Origin of the sequence: Paenibacillus sp. S-12, from assembly GCF_030363895.1 — a bacterium.
Taxonomy (GTDB): domain Bacteria; phylum Bacillota; class Bacilli; order Paenibacillales; family Paenibacillaceae; genus Paenibacillus_B; species Paenibacillus_B alvei.
Genome location: NZ_JASIUF010000005.1, coordinates 746,929 through 768,548, shown reverse-complemented (window position 1 = coordinate 768,548; position 21,620 = coordinate 746,929). Strand labels below are relative to the sequence as shown.

The following is a 21,620-nucleotide window of genomic DNA, read 5'->3' as shown; positions in this document are numbered from 1 at the left end:
TACTGTATAATATTTTTTTGGTTTATAAGGTATAGTCTTTGGATAGAATTTTTCATAACGTTTTTTGTATATACGAATGAGAGGCTTAGGGTGTGAACGCGCCCGATCCGACGGACTTAGCCTCAAAGTGTTGTGAGCTGATCCGCTTTCCACTTCTCACGAACCAATGGCAATGCCCGTAGCGTAGATACGGTGTTAGCTGATGGGGGATGCCATCTTCGAGATTTTTTCGATTGTGAATGACTACGTCTTTTTTGTTTCAACATTTTTTCAATCCTTTGATACATTTTTTCTGATATGGTACTATATATGTAATAAAGACCAAGTGCGCTAACACTTGGTCCATACAATTGGCTTGGATGGGTAATCCCTTCTTAGTCATTCATGAATGGAAACCCACCTCTGGCGTCCAACCTTGGGGTGGGTTTTTACTTTCTCTTGTTGTTATGATTAATGTATGTTAAAAGAGCAAGAATGAATGTTCCAAAGAGGAGCATGATCGTTATTGCGTCTTTTACTTCCATGGCTTCACCTCCTTTCGAAGGGAAACCACGCCCACCCAAGATTCAATTTTAGTTATATTTTACCTTTTTCCACATCCGCGTACAAGTGTTCTTATATTGATTTTGAACTTACAGTTTGAACATGGTTTTAATACAATTCGCATACCTTCCAAATAACGTTCCCATACGTATTTTACGACACAAACCAGCCTTAGATAGCTCTTATCTTAGGCTGGCTCGTCTGTTGTCTAACCTTCATCCATTATTATACATCTGGCAACCAAGGGGCGAAAGCCCCCAGCGTGAATACTTAGTTATAGGAACTCTGCGGCATCATACAATCACTTCAAATTAACGCTCTTCTGAATGTAATATCTGATCATTTACAAACGCTTTAATGAAGAATAGTTCATCTCCAATAGGCTTCCTTTTATTTTCATTTTCAAAAGTCTCTAATGATTCCTCTAATGAATTTGAATTTGTGGCTTTACTGGCCGATCTTAGCTCTTTCCAGAACAAATCCATTTCTTCGATATCGCAAATCGATTCATGACCAACTATGAAATGAGTCGCGTCAAATTTCTGAATATCTTCTATCATTGGCTCTAAATGAGACTTTTTATAGTGAAATAAAGAATTTTTGGTTGTACCATAAATACTATCTCCAAGGAAAATTGCTTTTTCATCGGGAACATAAACAATGGTAGAATCATCTGTATGTGTGCTTCTAATTCTCTCAATAACACAACTCTTATTACCTAAGTCAAGAACGAGAGATCCATCAAAAACAATATCCGAAGTATTTAACTTGAATACATCCCGATTTGGCACTTCATTCTTGATAATCTCCACACACTGCGAAGTCATCTTTTTAGCATCTACATATTCTTGAAGAGAGTGATCGTCAAAAGAATAGCCTCGCCACGTATTCAATAATTGATTGGTAAGGCTATTCACAATGATCGTTGCATGAAACTCATTCATCCCCAAAAAATGATCCCAGTGTGCATGTGTGATCACCAGGTACTTAACTGGAGGTACGTTTACGTTTTCGATTTCACTCAAAAAATCTCTAGCATGTTGAACAGAATTTCCTGCATCGATGACTAGACTATATTTGTCTCCACAAACCAACCCTAATGTAGGTCTTTCTTTCTCGTTTTGGTTAGATAAATAATAAACGGAATCACTTAATTTATTTAGCATACAATATCCCCTCTTGTAAGAGCTTTCGTTTCTCGCGAGTTTCTTCATCACAATTTTTCATTAGTTACCTACTCCCTACTATTTTCTTATATTTTACAATTATAGCATCACACAAATGATTTAGAAGGTAGTAAACAATTATAACTAAACTGTACTTAAGCTCACTAAAATGAGTAGGCTGCGATAGTCTGCTCAACAAGATGTTTTTGCCTTACCTTATCAACCGAAAAAGAAATCAAGAACATTCGAGCCAGCCGAAGATTTTTTATTGTAAAATTCGGAATACCCGCAATTTGCACAGTACACGACTATAAATTGATTGTGCTGGATATCGAACATTTTGGATAGCCCTGTGCCGGTCATTGCTACTTCTTTCGTCCTTGCGTCTCTGCTTCCGCATTTGATGCATCCCTTTTCACTCATATATCTGTCACTCCCCAACATGTTATGTTTCTTCCTACGTTTCCAAAGCATATAAGGTTGCGAAAAAAACAGAATGAGTTTATTTTCAATAGGTTCCAAATGTGGAAAATCAGCAGTCGCGTCTTAGTAATTTATTTTGCTATAGTGTCATGTTAGCGTAGTTTCTTATTTTTTGATCACTTTCGCCATCGCTTGAGCTAGATAGGATTGGTCAATTGCCTAGTTAGGGATATGCTTACTTGGTCACCCACCGAGACTGTATCGCAATCTGTTTTTCTAATAAAAATCAGATAGCATTTGGCTGAGCGTCTTCCAATATTTCGTTTAGTGGTACGGTGTTATGTAAAACCAAATCTTTTTCGAATGCAATCACAATTATTCAATGAGTTCTTTATCTACTATCATTATCCCTTGTCTTCCTATCTTAGTTATTTCTAGTGTTTCCTTTAACCTTTTTATTTTTTCAAACATCTCCTGATTAATAATACTTATTGGGTTTATAGAAGGTGGCTCTCCTTTTTTTATAATATTTGTATCGATCGGTCCACCATCAAGTTCCAAAACATGACTGTAAAGTGTAGACTGAACTTATTTCCCATATGTGTTTACATAGGTCTTTGATTTGTTCAAAGCTCTCAGCTTTAAACCTCCATTTATCTTCTTCCACTAATACATCAATTTCCGGGATAATTAGTGAGCTATGGATCTCATTCTTTCTATATCTCCAAAAATGTCGTATCTCGCTATGTGAGTTACTCAATAATAGAATTTGCTTATAGATGTTATTGACGTGCTCATCGCAGCCAAGAATAAACTTGTTTTCGAGATGTTTTTGATTCCACGTGGTGATTTCTTCTAAAGTGTTATTTTCGCTATTCCAATAACCTGATTTATAAGGAAATGTATTAAATAATATTGAATAAAATTCTCTTACAAATGTATTATTTAAGGCTTTATAAGGAAACGTCATTTCGATGGAAAAATAAGATGGAAATAGTATTACTCCTTTAATTTTTTTTATATTGTCCCTACACTATTTCCCGTTACTCTTTAACTGAAATAAAATCGATTTTAGTTCATTTAAGTCTTCTATAACTACATCAGCCTTAGCAAGTTCATCTTCTTGTGCAAAATCAAAATTACATCCGATTGCAACCAAACCATTATCCTTAGCTGCATTTATATCCGAAATTCGATCCCCTACTACTGCACCATGAGTAATACCATACTTATCTATAATGGTCTTCACCAAATCTGATTTATTCAACGATTCGATTTGCTGGATGCTACATGTTTCAGTAACCCAGTTATCCAAATCATAAAACTTAACAATCGCAGCTAAATACTCTGTTAAGCCATTACTTGCTATGTAAATGGAGCAATTATTCTCTTTTAAAAAGCTGAAAACCTCCTTTACATTCGGATATAAATCCCCTTTTCCACTTTTTATATTCTCAATTAATCTCTCTAAAAAATACGCATCCATTTGTTCTCTAACTTCTATAGAATGATTGGGTAATAAAGTTTCCCATACTTTGGGTAGTGGTGCACCCATAATTTCACGATACTTATCTATAGGAGTTTCTTTATCCCATTTATTTCGTGACTTCAAATGATTAAAGGTATCTTCGAGTGAACTTTCTAAGATCTTATCGGTTTGAAAAAGTGTGCCATCCATATCGAAGATGAATGATTGAATCATTGAATTCTGCTCCTTTTCTTGTCCCCTACAACAAAATATATTTCCCACGATGCCCTCTGATTTTAACTGATGAGATGTGCCTTCTTCGATCTACCCATTCAAGATCTTTCAAGTTGCTTTAAATAATAAATAATCCCGGCTCGATCAACATTTGAAAATTGTAATGGGTTGCTATTGATTAAATCTGATAGCTCCTTTATAGAGATCCATTTAATATCTGTCGTTTCATCCCCGCTCTGTACTATCTCTCCTTCAGCTTTACATCTAAAGTAGTACCCTACTGAATCAATTGGCCCTCTTATTGTTTGATATGCTCCAAAGGGTTTCATACATTCGACTTCAAATTCTGGATCTATTCCGGTCGTATCAATTCTTGTGTCTTCTCCCTCAATTTCTGTTACTTCCAGTCCGGTCTCTTCCCTTACTTCTCTTCTCAATGCTTGCGTTAATGATTCATATGGTTCAATGCGTCCTCCAGGTAATTCGATCTTTAATGGTTCGTGGGGTTTATTTCTTGTCTGAATTACAATTTGTCTTTCATTATTAAAATTTCTTTCAATTATCGCTCTGGAGTTAACAAAGAACATATAATCAGTCCCTTCCAATAATTTGTATTCCAAAAAAGAAAGAGAGAATTTCTTCTCTCCTTCCTTACTTAGAAAGATAACTAAGCCTTATTAAATTGGTTCAATTTTACAACAAATTCACGTAATTTGTAACCACGAATCGGATTCACTGGTCAAACCTATATTTGCTCAAAAAGGGCGGAATCTTCCTCTGAAAGCCTTTGCCTAGCTTCTTCCACCAGTTAGATGTTTTTCTATTAAGCTGACGAATACGGAATACCGCTCACTTCCACTCATCCGGCAGCAATGCCGCATAATGCGGGTGCAGATAACGGTCATCGATCAGCAGTAATTGTCCCTGATCCGTCTCTGTACGGATTAGCCGCCCGCCGGCCTGCAGCACCTTGTTCATACCCGGATATACGTAGGCATAGTCAAATCCGTTCTTGCCCTGCGCGTCGAAGTAGTCGCGGATGATATCTCGCTCCAAGCCAATCTGCGGCAGCCCTACACCAACGATGGCAACGCCGGTCAAGCGGTCTCCCACTAGATCGATCCCTTCGGAGAATACTCCACCCATAACCGCAAAACCAATCAATGTCCCTTCATTTCCAGCATCAAAGGCTGACAGGAAACTCTCCCGCTCCTCCTCCGTCATATCCCCCCGCTGCAGCAACAGCCGCAAGTTTGCATCTTCTGCATGAGCAGCAGCAAAGGCTTCATAGACGAGATTCATATAAGCATAAGAAGGAAAGAAGAATAAATAGTTTCCGGGTTCGGTAACCATCTGCCCCAGTACGCTTACCAGCCCAAGCTTGCTTCCCTCGCGATCGTGATAACGCGTCGACAACGGCTCGATCCGAACCGCGAGCTGCTCGCGGAAGAAAGGTGACGGCAGCGATAATGTATAATCCTGCTCTGGACTTGCCCCCAACATGTCCCGATAATAGGAAATCGGCGTAAGGGTAGCCGAGAAGAAAATATGCGAGCGGAAGCCCTTACCCATTTCCCGCAGCAGATGAGAAGGATCGAGACAGAACATCTTCATGGATACTTCTCTGGAAGAAATCTCGGCATAGGTTATATATCTTTCATCGTACAGCTTGCTGATTCTCACGAAATTCTGAGCCGCAAAATAAACCTGCAGCAACAACTGCGACTGCGCTGTATCCTGACGGGAGCCAAGCGCCTCTTCTGCCGCGAGGATAAATGCCTCGGCTCGTTCAACCAGTTGTACAGGAACCTCCTGCGTTATTTGTGCGTTTCCGTCCGATTCTTTGCGCAGTAGTATAAAGAAGGCGTTCACTGCCTTAGCCGCCTTGTGCACCTCGGTGTTAAGCTCCTTATATTCCCGCTGCAAGCTGAGGAAATCCCCTTTATTCAATGTAGCTGAATACATCTCTCGCGCCCGATCCACCAGATTATGCGCCTCGTCAATCAGCAACGCCGTCCGGCTCTTCCGCTCGGCGAACATTCTTTTCAACGAAATTCTAGGGTCGAAAATATAATTATAGTCGCAGATTACCGCATCCGCCGTATAAGCGAGATCAAGCGAAAATTCAAACGGACAAACCCGGTGCTTGCGTGCGTATTGTTCAATGATTTGCCGGCTGATAAGCAACTCGTTAGTCAATATATCAAGTACCGCCTCATTAATCCGATCATAGTAGCCGTCCGCGAATGGACAATCTTCCTTGCGGCAGCTCACCTGATCCTGAAAACAAATTTTCTCCTTGGCCGTGATGGTTACGGTATGCATCTGCAATCCTTGCGTCTGCATCAGGGCGAACGTCTCCTCTGCTGCGGTACGGGTAGTCGTCTTGGCGGTCAAATAGAACATCTGCTCAAGCTGTCCCGTCCCCATTGCCTTTACGGCGGGAAACGTTGTCGAGATCGTCTTTCCGATCCCTGTGGGAGCTTTGGCAAATAAGTTTACTCCCTCTTCAATCACTTTATAGACCGCTCCTGCTAATTTACGCTGACCCGCCCGATATGAGGCGAAAGGGAATTTCAACCCGCTAATACTTCTGTCCCGTGAAATCCGGTGAGCGCGAAGCATCCGTGCATAAGGAGCGTAACTCTCCACCACATCCCGTACAAACAACTCCAAATCAGCCAAAACCGCCTCTTGCTGGAACCGCCGTTGTTCACCTGTTACGACTTGTACGTAGGTCAATTGGATTTTCATTTGAGCAGCTCCATGCTCTCTGGCGTACATATAGGCATAGCATTTAGCTTGAGCCCAATGAACCGGATAGGTATCCTCCAGCGTCTGCGGGATGTCGCCAGAAGTCGACTTAATCTCATCGATGACGATGGAACCGTCTTCTTCTACCAACAATCCATCGCAGCGCCCGTCTATAACAAACAGCAGATCTCCACAAGGAATCTCTGCCGATAAATATACTTCTTTCTGATCCGCCTCACCGTAAGTTCGCTGCACCTGTTGATGCGCCTTAGTCCCCTCCGTCAGGGCCGTTCCCGTCCTGAACCCGCTCTCCAAATCCCCGCTGCGGTACACGTACTCCACCAAAGGTCTCACAGCGATTTTCACTTGATCCTTCATCGCTTCACCCGCTGACTTTCGATATAGAACATTTGTTCCATAGTATATCATAAAACTGCGAATTCCCTTACTTTTATCGAAATGAAATGTTTTTTTTGCAGACCCTTTTTCACCATATCCTTTCTTCACAAAAACAACAGCGCCTCCGCAATCATGATGAACGCAGGGACGCTGTCAACTCATTAATCGGAAATTCAATTTTTATTAATAATCTATCCTAGTTATGTATCGACGTTGATAATTATTCCGTAGAAACGGTCTGATCAGGGGCACTTGCTGTTCTTTTTTTCGCTAATCTTACCAGGGCATTTACCATGCTGTCACGACAGCACGTTAAAGAGAATATCCATCGGTGCAGATAATGTTCTTGTATCTACGAACTTAAGAGGCTTAAACCCTGCATACGTTAGATCCGACGGAGACTTAGCCTCGCAGGGGTGTGAAATGAATCCGCCTCTGCTTTACACTTCTAGCGAACCAAAAGAGAGTGCCTGCAGCGTAGATTATCCGGAATTATTGCCTGCTCCGAAACAGGATAAAATTTCCTCGAGTCATTTAACCTCGGTTATTTTAAAATTAATTCACCTACACTGACTATACCTTCAGTTAATTTAGGGTACACCGCACTCCAAATCAATAATGAAATAAATAAAATTAAAAATATACTGGGATATCTCGCCCTCATACAGCGAGACGTTTGAATCATGCTGAGTAATAAAATAGGAATTGTTATGAATGATGTTATATGCCACCCCCACTCTCCCACCTTAGTCCAACTTCCAATCCCAATTAAGTCCAAGAAACTATCCAATAATGAGTATCCATATAAATGATTGCATCCTAATATCAACACAACAAAATACATAGTCATCCAAATACGGCCTATATTCATTTGATTGTGTTGTTTGAACAAAATAACATCTCCTACTTTTGTGAATTACTTACAAAGATGTGTTCTTAAAAAGACGATCACCTTTTCAAAAGCGATTTGAACTTGTGGGTCACAAAAGCTCTGATCGAAAACATGATCCGCCCCTTCTATAGTTATTAACTTTGTAGCTACTCCCTTTTCCTTTAACTTCTTGTACATTAAAACTGATTGTTCGTAGGGTACATCTGTATCTTGATCACCATGAAGAAATAATGTTGGGGGAAAATCTATCGTTATATTATGGATTGGGTTATATTGAATTAACCTCGTATAATCATGTTCATTATTGATTCCCGTCACCTCTTTTAACCAGGAACCCTGCTGTCGGCAATATAAATAATAATCAAATCGTTCCCATTGACCATTAGTAATTTCACTATCCCTGACATGCTGACAGGCTCTTTCCCTATTTATAATTGGTCTCTGACAGTAATGTTCACTCGGTTTAGAAAGCCATCCCCCCAGAATATCTCCATAACCATAAAATGAAACGATCACTTTAGGTCTAATATCCATTGTCCCAATTAACAAGCTAAGATAGCCACCAGCTGAACTGCCCATAACTGCAATATTATGTACATCGAAATCATACCATTCGATTGTTTTCGTTCTTACCCAATTCATTGCGTCTTTGATGTCTTCTATAATCTCCTCAAATCCAGTTTCAGGAGCAAGTCGATAATCAATATTGACTATACTAAAGCCAGATTGTCTGAAAAATTCAATTTGATCTGAGGATAACCATGATCTTGCCCCAAAAATTAGCGCTCCTCCATGAATATACAAGATCACTGGAGAATTACTACCCTGATAATATATATCAGCACATATAGAGCAATTATTTACTTCTTTGTAGACCCTAGTATCTTTCAAGACTTATTCCCCCTTTTGATCTTACCGCATTCCAGTTAACGTTCATCTGCTTCAACTTTTCTTTCGAAGTTTCATTGAATTCTTCTAAATCCCTTTATAATATTCTTTAAATTTCGATCTTTATAATCTCGATTCCCTTGAATTATTGTTATAAACACTCCAGTATCCTCGTTAAAAATAGAATCATAATCTTCTTTTTCTTTGGTTATTTTGATTGTATATTCATTTCCATTATGAGTTGTAAACTCCCACATTGCTCCCGTTGCATTTCCTATAGATACCCCCGCGGATAATTTACTTGATGCGTACTGCTCCTTTGTTTTAGTTACCTCCGCCAAGTAATATACGTTACTTCTTTGTTCGATAAGCAATACTGTTTCATGATTACTTAAAACAATCTCAATAATGGCTCCTTTTTTTATAGCCTGTTCTTCAACAAAATTGCTTATTGCTTTTTCCTTTGTTTGAAACAGTTGCATATCATTTTTATTCATACATCCAGTAACACAGATGAAAAGAACAATAAGAATTAATTTACTCTTCATTTTCATGCACTCCTCGATACGGTTTGAGATGCACTTAACGTTTTTGCGGGGATTTCTTATAACGTTGTTGTAATTACAAAACGACCCAGCCTTTGATAGCTCTTATCTTAGGCTGGGTCGTTTGTTGTCTGCTATGTTTTCTTTGATTATACATCTGACAACCAAAGGGCGGTAGTCCCGCAGCGTGAATACGGTGTTATTGGATGCCGGCACTTCTCCGAAATCTCTCGCCGGGCCGAGGGCCGAATGGCCCGAAGTCGAATATAGTGTATGTGAAGTTCGGCACTTCGCAGAACAATCAGAAGCCATTATTGTTAAAAATTAATTGTACGTCTATATTGCTATCTTCACTTATACCTGCGTCATATTTTTTTGATAGTATTAATAATTCATTACGGTTTCCTTTAATTTTATTTGTGAATTCCTTTATTTTCTGATCATTATATTCCTGTAATAAATTTATATCAGTAAACAAGATAACGCCCGAATTAACTAAATGAGTTGCTTCCAACATAAATTCATTTGAGTAATTTTCAATACTATCTTTAGACAAAAATGAGAGCAATGTCGAAATTTTCTTTATCGAAATACTATTATTGTACTTATATCTTTCAAAATCCATTTGGCCATTAATAGCCATCATGTGACTATTTATACTTTTCTCTAAATATCTATCATAGAGAACTAAAAATTCCTGAATGGATACAGGTTGAATAATATCTTCAAGAGCTTTTTCTAAATCAACTTTTGGAATTTGTTCCTGTTCAAGTTGTTCCATTGATAACTTTTCATCTTTTGAACTACAAGCAGTTAAAGTCATACATAAAAGAATAAAGACAAGCATTTTCTTCATTATTTGCTCCTTGTTTTTCATTTGTCGTATTTCACATAACTAAGAAACAAATTTGCCGTTGTTATGCTTATTATCTGGTATTTGACTACAGCTTCCTCGCTTTAAAAATAGCTGTTAACGGAACCATTTGCGATTTTTTAGTCCAATCGCTAAGTTCGCCGGTTGATTGCAAAGTTTCGTCGTTTGTCTGCTCAATCATTTGCTCAATTATAAAACCTGCCTTCGCCAAGGCGTTTACGTAAGTTGATATTTTCCGGGAGCAAAGTAAGATATTTTTCCCATCAAGATCCCGCTCAGACCATGTTTCATCAAAATAGCTATTTTTAAAAACGGCTTTACCTTCTTCAAATGCCACGCACATATGAATATGGTGCGACCAGCTAAATATAAACACGCCATCCTTTTTTAAATAGGATGCAACCCTATCAAATGTACCCTGTAAATCCGTTGTCCATCCAATTGCATAAATAGAGTAAATATAATCAAAGTAATCTGTTGGCAGTCCGTGTTCGTCCTCCATTGCCCCACAAATCAGCTTTGCTGCATAACCATTTTCTGAAAGGCATTTCGCTGCCTTCTCAATCTGGTTTTTAGAAATATCTATGCCCCAAAGCTCGGCGGCCTTGTTATTACCATGATATGTAAGGGATTCGCCATTGCCGCAACCAATATCTAAAAGTTTTTTGCCTGCTACATCACCAAATAAGTTCAATTCATGTTCTGTTAACGTATTACAACCGTAATAAGGCAGTACAATCGCTTCTAAAAAATCGTTGCCATTCTCGTCCCAATAACTCTTGTTCGTGCGATGTATATTGCTATTATCCGTTTTGTTCATGTGATTACCTCCACGTAATATAAATTATCTTACTTCAATCGTTTACTATTGTTGTCACATGGTGTTATCAGATGGCTGAACCTTCTTCGAATTGCTCAATCAGACTTATCAATTCCAAGAGATTGGACAGTTCTGCAGTCGGATACACGTTCATCTGCTTCAACTTTTCTTTATCTGATCGATAAGCGATGAACCGTATTCCTGCGCTTATTGATGCCTTCCCATCTATCCATGAATCGCCTACAGAGAGCCATTCATTCGCTGAGTGCTTAAACTCATCCAACACTCGCAAATATCCATCAGGTGAAGGCTTCAATGCTTTCATTACCTCCCTGCCAATAATGAAATCAAAGTATTCCATAATATCATTATCTCTTAATGCGATTTCTGCAGCTTCAACAGAATTATTCGTTACAATTGCAATGTGATATCTGCCTTTGAGTTCACTAAGAACCTCCACCGCACCAGGCTCCAGGTCTGCCCCCTGCATTCCATACACTTCATGCTTCTTAGCGATATCCCACATTTCATTTAGCAATTCTTCAGTCATTCGATTCGTCTGTACTGCTTCTTCAATAATAGTTGATGTTGTATGGTAATCAAGACTGTATCCATCAGGTAGGATCTCTTTCGATACGAGAAATTGATAGGTTTCATTCTTCATGGCTTGAAAGTCAATTCTTGATCGTAAAATCGTATTATCCATATCAAATACAATGCCTTTTAATTGATGCTTCATAGGATACCTCGCTCTAAACAATGATTTGCACAGCTTTCCGATAGCGTTCTTGTATCTACGAACCTGAGATGCTTAAGGTCCGACGCGACCGGATCCAGTGGACTTAGCCTCGCAGGGTTGTGAGCTGATTCAGCTTCTCCGTTAACACATCTTGCGAACCGAGGACGCAGTCCGCAGCGTAGATATGGGGTTAGGTGAAGATCCTGACTTCATGTGACTACCTACACTTTCCCTTCTGATGTACTGTTAGGTTGTTTTGATTGTCTAACAAGTTTTCCTCCTACAAAGTATCTACCGTGTTCCGTTATTGTTTTTTCGATTTCTATTTCAGTTGGCACCTCTTTTATTCTCCAAGATAAAAAATAAGCTTCTACTTTTCCGCCATAGAAAACCCAAGAAAAAAATCTCTTTGCAAATTTATGTGCTCCATTTGTTCTAAATCGATTCATTGATTCCCTATCTCTCCAAATTGTAACCGTTTGACCAATTCCCCCCTGCAGTTGCCCTGAGAGTTTCGCATATATTAGGTTTTCATTCTTGGTGAGTTGTTTTTTTACAAATTCATTTACAATACCATTTATTATTATTCTGATAAGATCAAATTTCTCTCCACGAGTTACTGAGATAATTGCAGTTTCAGGCAAATCTGTATCGCTTTCACCTAATGTAAACGTAGCTCCGTATTTATTATTTGGATCTGGATTCTTTTTCCACACCTTCATAAAATCCTCCCCATTAGCTTAACTCCCGAATAATCCATTGCATTCGTTCTTGATATGCAGCATCGCAATTGGTGAATAAATGGTCCGTTTCGTACCAAGCAATTTTTTTCGGCAAACTTGCAGCATGATAGTACCCCTCCGCTTGATTTCTTGATACAAAAAAATCATCTTTAGCAAATTGGAAATATAGAGATGCTTGAGAAGCATTTTTAATGTAATGAATAGCATCTAAAGACTCTACTGCAGATATAAATTTATCAAACCGTTCACTAGTTAAATGATGACGAATAAAGGCCGCAAATGGATGATCACTTGTTTTATGCCACTCGGAAACACTAGATAAGCCAGCCATCAGAACATATGCCTTAAGACGTTCTTCAACTCCGGCAAGCACCCCTCCCCATGTAGCCCCCAAACTATGTCCAACATACATAAGACGGTTGGAGTCAACATTTTCGAAAGTAGAAAGTAAATCAATACCTCTTCGGAGATCTACTACTGTCTGAATGTATTTCTCAACATCGACTACCTCTTCTATTATCAGTGCTAGTTTCTGTTCTTCGGATTGCTCTTGTGGGAGGGGATTTCTCTTGGAAGGTGCATCAATTAAAAGAGAGATTATACCTCTCAAGGCTAGTTTCTCTGCTTCGGATAAAAACGTTGTCTTGTTGCCTTGGCCTGGATGCAAAAAAATAACTGCTGGAAAAGGCCCTTCTCCATTTGGAACAACTAAATAGGCGGGTACTTTTCCACCATGCGGACTTAAGTAAGAAACATCTTTGATCGTATGCTCATCTTTCCTAATAGATGAAAGTTCCTTAAAACCTAATGGCAATGAACGGTCATATTCTATACTTGATTGGGTTTTCATTTCCCTCCACTCCCTTTTGATAAATAAATGCAAAATAACTTTTTCAAATAAAAAACTTCGCTGACCGTTAGTAAAATAGCGTCTAGGTAGTGAAATGATGCAATGGTATGTACTTCATATTCATTTCGATCAAATTCTTTATACTCATTTTTCTTATCAAAAGATGTAGTTATATTTTACCTTTCATCACATCTGCGTACAAGTGTTCCTATATGGTATTTTTGAATACATTTTTATATTTGCATCCCTTTCTGTATTCACGACGGCTGGCCTAAAGCCTTGTAGCCGGTGTTACCGTCTATTTTCCGGTGTTTGCGGAGGGGGTGCTCTTCCATCTTGGGGACGGGCATGCCGTTCAAGGCTGCGGGGAAATTGTAGGCACCGGTATAGAAATATCGCTCGATGTCCGTTTCACTGTTCAGGTATTTAAGGGGAAAACGATCGGTTGGCCGCGAGGCGAATCGGACACGCACTGGTTTTGCATCGGCAACGCTAGGCCGCTTGAACAAACGATGCAGCATGCAACGACGGAAATGCTGGCTATGCTGACGAAAGACTACGGCCTGACCGCTCAGAAGCAAGCCTGCTCCTGGGTCAGTCTGTGGAATACGAGGTGGCCAATATATTCAACCCCGCCTACAGCGTCGTTTGTAAAGTTCCAAAAGCCGTGTTGTCCATGCTATAAAAGAACTGTTTATCTGGAATGGCGATCGCTCTACCGTATAGAACCGGGATCGATCGCCATTTTGCTCTGACATAGCCAGGCAATCATATCGTTTCTCGTATCGAACATGGACGTTGATACGATTGAAGACTTCAGTGTCCTTACCGGGTTCAGGATTTATCTGTCCCGAATCATCAAGGACTCGTTACGTTACACCGTTAGCTAGTTCACCTGCTCGCTCTGTTGCAGCATTTCCGCTAAGTAAGGGTTCAAGAATATGCCCGCAGGGTCAAGCTCTTGACGAAGGCGAAGAAATGCATCCCACTTCGGATATACCGTACGTAGCTGCTCCGCGCGCATCGTGTGCATCTTGCCCCAGTGCGGCCTCCCGCCATTCCGTCTACAGATCTCCTCTACTTTGGCAAAATAGTCGGCATACTCCATCCCACGGTACATATGTACAGCGATATAGCCAGAATTACGTCCATTCGCCGGACTGAGCCATATATCATCTCTCTGGACATAACGGCATTCGATTGGAAAATGAACAGCAAATTGGTTCTGATCTACTGCATCGCGTATTTCCTCAAGTACAGTTCGCATGCGGTCTGCCGGGACGCTGTACTCCATTTCATTAAATCGAACGAGCCGCGGCGTCGCGAAAATACGGTGACTGTACCCCACTTCCTCCACATCCGGTACGGCTGTTGCTGATAAGCGGCTTATTGGCTTACAAAGGCGCGGAATGAAACGGCAGCACTCCGACAATAACCAGAATAGTGCATTCTCCATCAGCATAACTTTCCAGTAACTCCAGCGGCTCGGCGTTCCGGGAACCTCATCTGTCTTATTGGTCAGTTTTACTTGAGCGATATCCGTATAAGGGAACCAATAAAATTCGAAATGACGGTTTTCCTTTTTAAAAAGATCGAGCTGTTCAAGACATTGGGAGAATGGCATTTTGCTGCTTGTATAGCGGAGAGCGTACGAAGGTACAACACGAAGCTTTACCTTCACGATAATCCCGAACATCCCAAGTGACACCTGCATCGCCTGAAAAAGTTCTTCATCCTGCTGGGCTGAACATTCGAGGATTTCCCCCGCCGCTGTCACTACCGTCAAACCTACCGCTTGCGTTGCGAGGCTCCCGAGCCGCTCCCCTGTCCCATGTGTTCCTGTACTGATCGCTCCTGCAATGGATTGCGCATTAATATCGCCCAGATTCTCTTGCGCGACCCCATAGGCATGCAATTCTTTCCCGAGACGATCCAACTTCGTTCCACCCCACACCTCGGCAATCCCCTTCTCCGAATCAACAGCAATCACACCCTGCAATTGATCCAAGGAGACTAATACATCATCGGTCTGTACGATTCGAGTAAATGAATGTCCGGATCCGACGACACGCAGCTTCCGCCCTTCGGCGGCACATGCCTTAACAATCCCGACCACCTCTTCTATGCTGACCGGATATACAATGCTTCTCGGCAATGCGCGTACGAGTCCTGACCAATTATGCCATACTTTCGTATTGCGCTCCTTCAAATTTACAGAAAGCATAGTCCGTCCCCCCGATATGTCGTTGTCTTGCCCACGATACTGCCATTCGAAATGTAGTAGAGATGTGCGAATCGCTCACATAGCTCTCCTGCTTTGCTATGACGCATGAAGATTGGATCGCCGAGTTTCAGCTCCTCTAGCCCGTTATAGCGGATCGGCGTCTGGACCTCGCCCGCCCCTTCCATCGTAAGAAGTGCCGTACCTTGCGGCAGGTATGGACTCGGCAGTTTGTCGCTGCCTGCAGCGCCCGAAGCCGTGTATCCGCCGCCTAAGCAAGTGTAGAGATCGCCGCGCGGCTGACGCACGATCTCGATCGCAAACCCTGCGGCGGGCAGCAAGGTAAAGTCACGGTAGTGGTCGAACAGACCGGGCGAATAGAACCCCGAGCCGGCTGTAACCTCGGTGACAGCCGGCTCCATGCTGCTTGTATGCAGGCTGCCCGTGCCGCCTGCATTCACGAACCGCAGCGGAGGAATACCCAGGCGCTCGATCGCCGCGACCAGTTCGGCCCGCCGGGCAGCGGCTTCACGGATTGAGCGGCGCTTGAGCAGCCGCACGACCGCGTTCTTCAGCGCCTGTCCAGGAACGCGGTCGCCTAAGCCTGCGACCTGCGCTTCGTAGCCCATGAGCCCGTCGAGCACGACGTGCTTCGACTGCGCGATGCGCTCGATGAGGCCGAGCGCCGCAGCTTTAGAGCGTATAGGCGAGCGCCATACGCCGAAATGCAGCCCAGGGACATCGATCGACATATCGATATCCACACAGAGCGGCAGCCTCACACCATATTTGGCGGCTGCCGCTTCCGCCTGCTCGACATGCGTCTCGCAGTCGACCATCAGCGTGATGCTGCACCCTTCACGCTGATACATGGCGACGGACTCGAGCAGACGTGCATCCGTCGCAGGGTAGCCTAGCAGCAAGTCGGTGAATCCTTGCTGCGCGAGATAGAGTGCTTCGGGCACCGTGAAACACATGATCCCTTGAAACTGCGCATTTGCCAGCAAAATGCGCCGAAGCACATCAACAGAGCGGATCGATTTGCTCGCAATGCGGACTTTTTTTCCATTTGCCCGATGAAGAACGCTCTGAATATTCTGCTGCAACAGATCCAGATCAATGAAGGCAAAGGGCATCGTAAGCCCCGTGCAGACTTCTTTATAGTAACGATAATCACGCACTTAACTCGACCTCCTTTGTCTGGAAGATAACGATTTCTTGTATTATTAGTATTCTAACAATTGAGAGATAGCCCATTTTTCTTAGGTGTTATTTCTACAAACGATCTTACATCAGAGCGTTAAATATCTTGTGTACATTCTATTAATTTCGATAAGCAATTGATTATGGAAGTTTTGAAATGAATACTGATTTGGTTTCTTATCCTTTTTAAGGTCCTTTGAAATTGTTGTTTCTAGATTTTACGGCTTCTTCTTATATCGTTATTGTATTCACGAAACGACCCAGCCTTAGATAGCTCTTATCTTAGGGCTGGGTCGTCTGTTGTCTGGTATCCTTCCATGATTATACATCTAATAGTCCTACACCGTGAATACAGTGTTATATGATCTGGAAGGACTTACCAGTATTCTTTCAGAAATCCCTTACTTTGTCTTCTCCAAAATAAAAGCCCTTAAGCTGAGTATCAAAAAAATTTTTTAATTCTCCTTGATTGATTGAATAAACAACTTGGCTTTTTTTTAGATCTGTTCTTGTTATATATATCTTTTCAAGATCATATTGAATTCGTATTTCTTTATTGGTCTTTAATCTAAATACAATCCCTGAACTAATGCTTGTATTTGAAGGTATTTGGTTCAATTCTATAATTTCTGAATCTGGTACGGAATTAATCCAGTTTGCAATATTTTCAACTTCGTCTTGCCTTAATTTAATATCTACCCAATTGATAAATGCACCAGTTCCTTCTTTTGTATATACCGCTTTGGACATCTCAGTACTTGCAATTTGTTTTATTTGAATCTCACTTGTGACATTGTTCAAATCAACAAACAAGAGATATGTTACCCCTAATAGAAAAATGAGAATAATGATCGCTTTTATACTAGTTAATGAGAGCTTAATCGTATCCCCCTCCATTTCATATAAACATTGTTGTATTCACGAAACCTTACTGGCTTAAAGGGACACAAGCCCCCGATGGACTTAGCCAGTGCGCTGCAGCCGCTTCCCGAAATGCCCCTGCTGGGCCGAGAGTCGAATGGATCGATGCGTGGATATAATGTTATAAGTTGTGGGCGCCTTCTTCGAATATTCAAGTATCTGCAGTTTTTTTCTATTTTTGATGTACTTATAATCCCTATAAATACCATTTACAAAAAGTAAGAGAAGTGCTATTAGTGCAAAGAACAATGAAAATACCATTAGCCATAATATTGCGCCACCCATTATTAGTAATGAAAGAAATGCACCAACATAAAAATTAATAAGAATCAAGGATAATTCAAACTTGCCAAAAATGTAATTTTACGGAAATAAAATATTACAAATACTAAATAGCCAATCAGGATACGGAAACATATTATTGAATATTTAAATGCTTCAATTTTATTTGGTATTTCATTCTCATTAAAAAAGCCCTTATTATCAGCGTATGGTACAATAACATAAAATATATAAAATAAAATAATCAATGATCCTAGTAATACTATTAGATTTATTTTATGTATTTTTATTTCCCTTATAAACTTACTTTGCAAATTGATACATTAACCCTCCTCTATGAGCTTGCTATTATTAAGTATATTGCGTCAATTTCTTATAACGTTCAGATATTAGATTCTAAATTCTTGTTTAATTATGGTATGGATACCTTCTAATCCTTCAATCTCAAAAGACTCCTCTTTCTCTGATAACTTTAAAATGCTATGTTCCTCATAAAACTTATTCCAAAATCTAACTGCCGAATTGTTTACCTTTACCTGTTCTACTCTGATTATCCCCTCTAATGCTCCTAAAACTAATTCAACTGCTTGTTTAGTAATATTCTTTCCTCTATATTTCCTTAAAACAAATAACTCCTGTATAGCAAAATCTATGTTTTCATCTACGAATGGAGGTGAACATACCAATACAAATCCAATAATTCTACCGTTTTTCTTAATAAAGTAAGGAAACAACTCACTTCGTTCAAGATATAAATAAGTATTAGTCGGATCAAACATTCCATCATCTCTAAGTTCATCACCTGTGTATTCAGATAGATCATATAAATAAAAATTATATAGGTTCAAAAATAATTCTTTCTGATCCTTGTTAATTTGAGTAATTTCAATATTCATTTTTTTCATCTCCTTTAATGTTCTTGCGAATCCTCTCTGCCTTCCTCTTCTTGCGAACCAAGGGCGTAGCCCACAGCGTAGATATGGTGTTTACTGATGATGTTGCGATCATCATTGAGTACGCTTATAGAATCCCTCTTTGTATTAAAAAACTTTTTCCCTTTTTCTTGTACCATTCTATAAAATCATTCGTTACGTGCTCATGCTTAATTACCCCCATATAATCTGTCCCTGGTTTATTAGGCCTGTAATCCGATTCTATTAGATAAATATTGAAGTACACCTTATTATTGTCTTCTTCCAACCCAATTCCATCGATCATGCTTAACAATTCGTCTACCACTATGTACTCAAATTCATTCTCACTTTCAATTAGGTAAAACGGGTAATTCAAGTTCTTATGTTCAATTAATTTCTGACAGTCCTTCAAGTCTGTTGGTATATTTTCAATGTATTTTTGAACTTCCTTCTCTTCTTTAAATATTCCTGATATCCACTGATACTTCCCGTTTGATGCTTTGACAATAAACACTTTCATCATCCTAAATATAAGTTTTGAAATATTATAATATTCTTTTTTATCCATACCTCAATTTCAGTTAACGTTCCCGTATTCAACGACGCTGACGGAGTCGGATGTGTCCGACTGCTTCGCCGAAGCCCCTCGGTCGGATCGAGGGCCGGTTGGTCCGATACGTGAATACGGTGTTATCTGATGTCAAAGTCCATCCCGAACTACTTTCAAGGAGATTTATATATTATCCTAATCCCTTTATATTCTATTTTGCTTCGTTTTATTTTCTCTGTATTGACAACCACTAACTCAATAGTATTCTTATCAATCCACTTTACACTGTAATGAGAAACTTCAAATCCATCATAAGATGAAAATACATTACCCTCTTTGTTATCCAATTCTTTTCCCTTATGTATTATTGACATTTGATAACTGTGACCTGTTGTAGCTCTACAATCCCTAGTAAACAACACCAATTCATACTTTCCGTTTTGTGGTTGACTTTCTCGATATATTATTTGATTTCCACACAATGAAGTTTCGACAACTTGAGCTAACGAAAATATACCGATACCTAAAATGACTAACACCGCCACAATTGCAATTGTTATAGATCTCTTTCTAATTATTTTAATTTGTTCTTTTACCTGGTTCTCTGAAAGCCAATCATTTGGCTGCTCCATACAAAAGTCTCCTAATAAATATACTTGCCTTTAATTTCAGATAACGTCTTTTTTGCGAAGTTCACAAATACCTCATATTCAGTGATATCTACGAATTTCACGAACATCTACAAAAATGCAGGTATGTATGAACCCCTATCCTCCTTGGTTCGTAGGTTCTTGAGGACTGTGCTCATTTTCCTCTTATGCATTCTGAGTTAGGTATGCCTGAAAACGATATAACTCTTTGTCACTGTCCTTTTCCATATTTATACTGAACCTGCTCGCTTCCCCCTAGTATACCGACATTATCTACCATTGGAAATATCATCTCACATAGAAAATGACACCATTAGGTAGACAAAAGTGTCGCCGATCCTTTCGGTAAACGGAACGAAAATTATTCTCTTCGTGTCAATGTGTCCGTATTAGGATGACTCATGGACTTCATTTGTTTTGCAGAAACTACATCGCCATTCATATGGTTCTTGATCATCACTCTGTATGCAGCAGTCTCATGACAACGATTCGTAAATTCCTTTCATGTATCCCGAAATGGTTCTATCATAATTCGGATACGGATATCCATGATGTTCAGCCACGGCTTTCGAGTATTTCCGAAATAACTCACAGCACGTTAACAAGGATTTCCACATGCTTGGATAACTATTTTCAGCATAGGTTGATAGTAGCGTTTCCCAATCTTCCGTTGTCAGGTAACGATCGATAAATTTATAATTTTTTCCTACGCTGAAGGTATAGCCATGCTCCGCACCGATATGCCATGCCATCATTCTGAGTAAATTAGGCCGGGCGACTTCGTGCAAATGATCAATGGCGAACAGGATTTCCTTTCGCGCTAATCCCTTTACGACGTAGGTCGACACCATCCAGAATTCATTGCAGCAATCATCGTATTCTCTTGCAGTCGGCTTCTTAATCCAATATTGGCGATCGTTCGGCACGACTTCGTTGGTAATAAGCGAATCCTTATCAAGCAGCACCTCAACCAAGCCGTCACTATCAGCGAAATAAGCCTCGACCTCGTTCAGCGGGATCAGCGTCAGGTCTAATTTGTTGCCGTCCTCGAACAAGATGATATAGGAAAACCAATTTCCTAGTTCGGGCGGAAACAGTACCATGTCCTCCGGCTTTTGCATCATTAAACGAGCTCCGAAAACATCCAGCCACTGATCGTTTGCCTTGAAAGAATCGAGATCGGTCACAAAATAAGAAATATCATAATCCTGATAGGTATCGGGGGTTATATTTTTGTTCGTGCGCGAACCTTCCAAGGTTACCAATCGGATACGATCATCCTGCTTGGCATACTCGATAAACATGTCCATCATTTCGCGTTCCGTTCTCAATAGATTCAATTTCAATTCTCCCTTCTTTTGCACATGAAATTAGAATATTTTTTTAATTTTTACAAACATCATATCCTGTATAAAAAACTCGAATGAATACTATTATTTTGTCAATTTATCAAACAATCTCGAAATCCTTTACAAATATATATTGAATAAATCAAATATTGTTTTGTTCATGTTAGTTTCTTTCCGGTAGAATGTACCCTG

The 21,620-nt window shown here is 40.1% G+C and carries 22 protein-coding genes; 1 reads left to right on the top strand and 21 read right to left on the bottom strand.

Features of this window, described 5'->3' with window-relative positions; all coding sequences use genetic code 11:
- Nucleotides 1-428 precede the first annotated feature (428 nt).
- From comI to NO352_RS06390, 14 genes are all read right to left on the bottom strand, one after another.
- Nucleotides 429-524 carry a competence inhibitor ComI gene (comI, locus tag NO352_RS06455; RefSeq protein ID WP_021255831.1) on the bottom strand — a complete coding sequence of 32 codons (96 nt, stop codon included), beginning with the start codon at nucleotides 522-524 and terminating at the stop codon, nucleotides 429-431.
- A gap of 330 nt (nucleotides 525-854) precedes the next feature.
- The gene (locus NO352_RS06450; protein ID WP_289355101.1) at nucleotides 855-1,709 is read right to left on the bottom strand and encodes an MBL fold metallo-hydrolase; all 855 of its coding nucleotides are present in this window, start codon (nucleotides 1,707-1,709) and stop codon (nucleotides 855-857) included.
- Between the two features lie 219 nt (nucleotides 1,710-1,928).
- Complete coding sequence (locus NO352_RS06445) at nucleotides 1,929-2,132, bottom strand: zinc ribbon domain-containing protein (protein ID WP_021260544.1); 204 nt, start codon at nucleotides 2,130-2,132, stop codon at nucleotides 1,929-1,931.
- Nucleotides 2,133-3,165: 1,033 nt separating this feature from the next.
- Nucleotides 3,166-3,834 carry an HAD hydrolase-like protein gene (locus tag NO352_RS06440; RefSeq protein WP_289355099.1) on the bottom strand — a complete coding sequence of 223 codons (669 nt, stop codon included), beginning with the start codon at nucleotides 3,832-3,834 and terminating at the stop codon, nucleotides 3,166-3,168.
- A gap of 98 nt (nucleotides 3,835-3,932) precedes the next feature.
- Nucleotides 3,933-4,439 (bottom strand): NUDIX hydrolase, encoded by a 507-nt coding sequence (locus tag NO352_RS06435; RefSeq protein WP_289355098.1) that lies wholly within the window; start codon nucleotides 4,437-4,439, stop codon nucleotides 3,933-3,935.
- 244 nt (nucleotides 4,440-4,683) lie between these two features.
- Complete coding sequence (locus NO352_RS06430; protein ID WP_289355181.1) at nucleotides 4,684-6,966, bottom strand: ATP-dependent DNA helicase; 2,283 nt, start codon at nucleotides 6,964-6,966, stop codon at nucleotides 4,684-4,686.
- Between the two features lie 565 nt (nucleotides 6,967-7,531).
- Nucleotides 7,532-7,879, bottom strand: a complete 348-nt coding sequence (locus tag NO352_RS06425) for a hypothetical protein (RefSeq protein ID WP_268599258.1) — start codon at nucleotides 7,877-7,879, stop codon at nucleotides 7,532-7,534.
- A 24-nt stretch (nucleotides 7,880-7,903) separates the two neighbouring features.
- The gene (locus tag NO352_RS06420; RefSeq protein WP_289355097.1) at nucleotides 7,904-8,770 is read right to left on the bottom strand and encodes an alpha/beta hydrolase; all 867 of its coding nucleotides are present in this window, start codon (nucleotides 8,768-8,770) and stop codon (nucleotides 7,904-7,906) included.
- Nucleotides 8,771-8,841: 71 nt separating this feature from the next.
- Complete coding sequence (locus NO352_RS06415) at nucleotides 8,842-9,315, bottom strand: hypothetical protein (RefSeq protein ID WP_268599260.1); 474 nt, start codon at nucleotides 9,313-9,315, stop codon at nucleotides 8,842-8,844.
- Nucleotides 9,316-9,613: 298 nt separating this feature from the next.
- Nucleotides 9,614-10,168 (bottom strand): hypothetical protein, encoded by a 555-nt coding sequence (locus NO352_RS06410; protein ID WP_171419042.1) that lies wholly within the window; start codon nucleotides 10,166-10,168, stop codon nucleotides 9,614-9,616.
- A gap of 85 nt (nucleotides 10,169-10,253) precedes the next feature.
- A complete protein-coding gene (locus NO352_RS06405; protein WP_289355096.1) occupies nucleotides 10,254-11,006 on the bottom strand; it encodes a class I SAM-dependent methyltransferase in 753 nt (250 codons plus the stop codon).
- A 67-nt stretch (nucleotides 11,007-11,073) separates the two neighbouring features.
- Nucleotides 11,074-11,745, bottom strand: a complete 672-nt coding sequence (locus tag NO352_RS06400) for an HAD family hydrolase (protein ID WP_268599263.1) — start codon at nucleotides 11,743-11,745, stop codon at nucleotides 11,074-11,076.
- 221 nt (nucleotides 11,746-11,966) lie between these two features.
- Entirely contained in the window at nucleotides 11,967-12,467 is a 501-nt protein-coding gene (locus NO352_RS06395; protein WP_268599264.1) for a hypothetical protein, read from the bottom strand.
- Between the two features lie 13 nt (nucleotides 12,468-12,480).
- The gene (locus NO352_RS06390; RefSeq protein ID WP_268599265.1) at nucleotides 12,481-13,338 is read right to left on the bottom strand and encodes an alpha/beta hydrolase; all 858 of its coding nucleotides are present in this window, start codon (nucleotides 13,336-13,338) and stop codon (nucleotides 12,481-12,483) included.
- Between the two features lie 323 nt (nucleotides 13,339-13,661).
- Here NO352_RS06390 and NO352_RS06385 point away from each other — a divergent pair, with 323 nt between their 5' ends.
- Entirely contained in the window at nucleotides 13,662-14,093 is a 432-nt protein-coding gene (locus NO352_RS06385) for an acetamidase/formamidase family protein (protein WP_268622444.1), read from the top strand.
- A 131-nt stretch (nucleotides 14,094-14,224) separates the two neighbouring features.
- Here NO352_RS06385 and NO352_RS06380 read toward each other — a convergent pair whose 3' ends face one another.
- From NO352_RS06380 to ant(6), 7 genes are all read right to left on the bottom strand, one after another.
- On the bottom strand, nucleotides 14,225-15,562 hold the full coding sequence (locus tag NO352_RS06380) for a D-arabinono-1,4-lactone oxidase (protein ID WP_268599267.1): 1,338 nt from the start codon (nucleotides 15,560-15,562) through the stop codon (nucleotides 14,225-14,227).
- Nucleotides 15,550-16,740 carry an amino acid deaminase/aldolase gene (locus tag NO352_RS06375; RefSeq protein ID WP_289355095.1) on the bottom strand — a complete coding sequence of 397 codons (1,191 nt, stop codon included), beginning with the start codon at nucleotides 16,738-16,740 and terminating at the stop codon, nucleotides 15,550-15,552. The genes NO352_RS06380 and NO352_RS06375 overlap by 13 nt, the downstream gene beginning before the upstream one ends.
- A gap of 412 nt (nucleotides 16,741-17,152) precedes the next feature.
- A complete protein-coding gene (locus tag NO352_RS06370) occupies nucleotides 17,153-17,575 on the bottom strand; it encodes a hypothetical protein (protein ID WP_289355094.1) in 423 nt (140 codons plus the stop codon).
- A 779-nt stretch (nucleotides 17,576-18,354) separates the two neighbouring features.
- Nucleotides 18,355-18,861, bottom strand: coding sequence for a GNAT family N-acetyltransferase (locus tag NO352_RS06365; protein ID WP_289355093.1), 507 nt, complete (start codon nucleotides 18,859-18,861; stop codon nucleotides 18,355-18,357).
- Between the two features lie 124 nt (nucleotides 18,862-18,985).
- Entirely contained in the window at nucleotides 18,986-19,447 is a 462-nt protein-coding gene (locus NO352_RS06360; RefSeq protein WP_289355092.1) for a hypothetical protein, read from the bottom strand.
- 155 nt (nucleotides 19,448-19,602) lie between these two features.
- A complete protein-coding gene (locus NO352_RS06355; RefSeq protein WP_289355091.1) occupies nucleotides 19,603-20,061 on the bottom strand; it encodes a DUF5412 family protein in 459 nt (152 codons plus the stop codon).
- A gap of 494 nt (nucleotides 20,062-20,555) precedes the next feature.
- Nucleotides 20,556-21,410 (bottom strand): aminoglycoside 6-adenylyltransferase, encoded by an 855-nt coding sequence (gene ant(6), locus NO352_RS06350; protein ID WP_268599320.1) that lies wholly within the window; start codon nucleotides 21,408-21,410, stop codon nucleotides 20,556-20,558.
- Nucleotides 21,411-21,620: the final 210 nt, after the last annotated feature.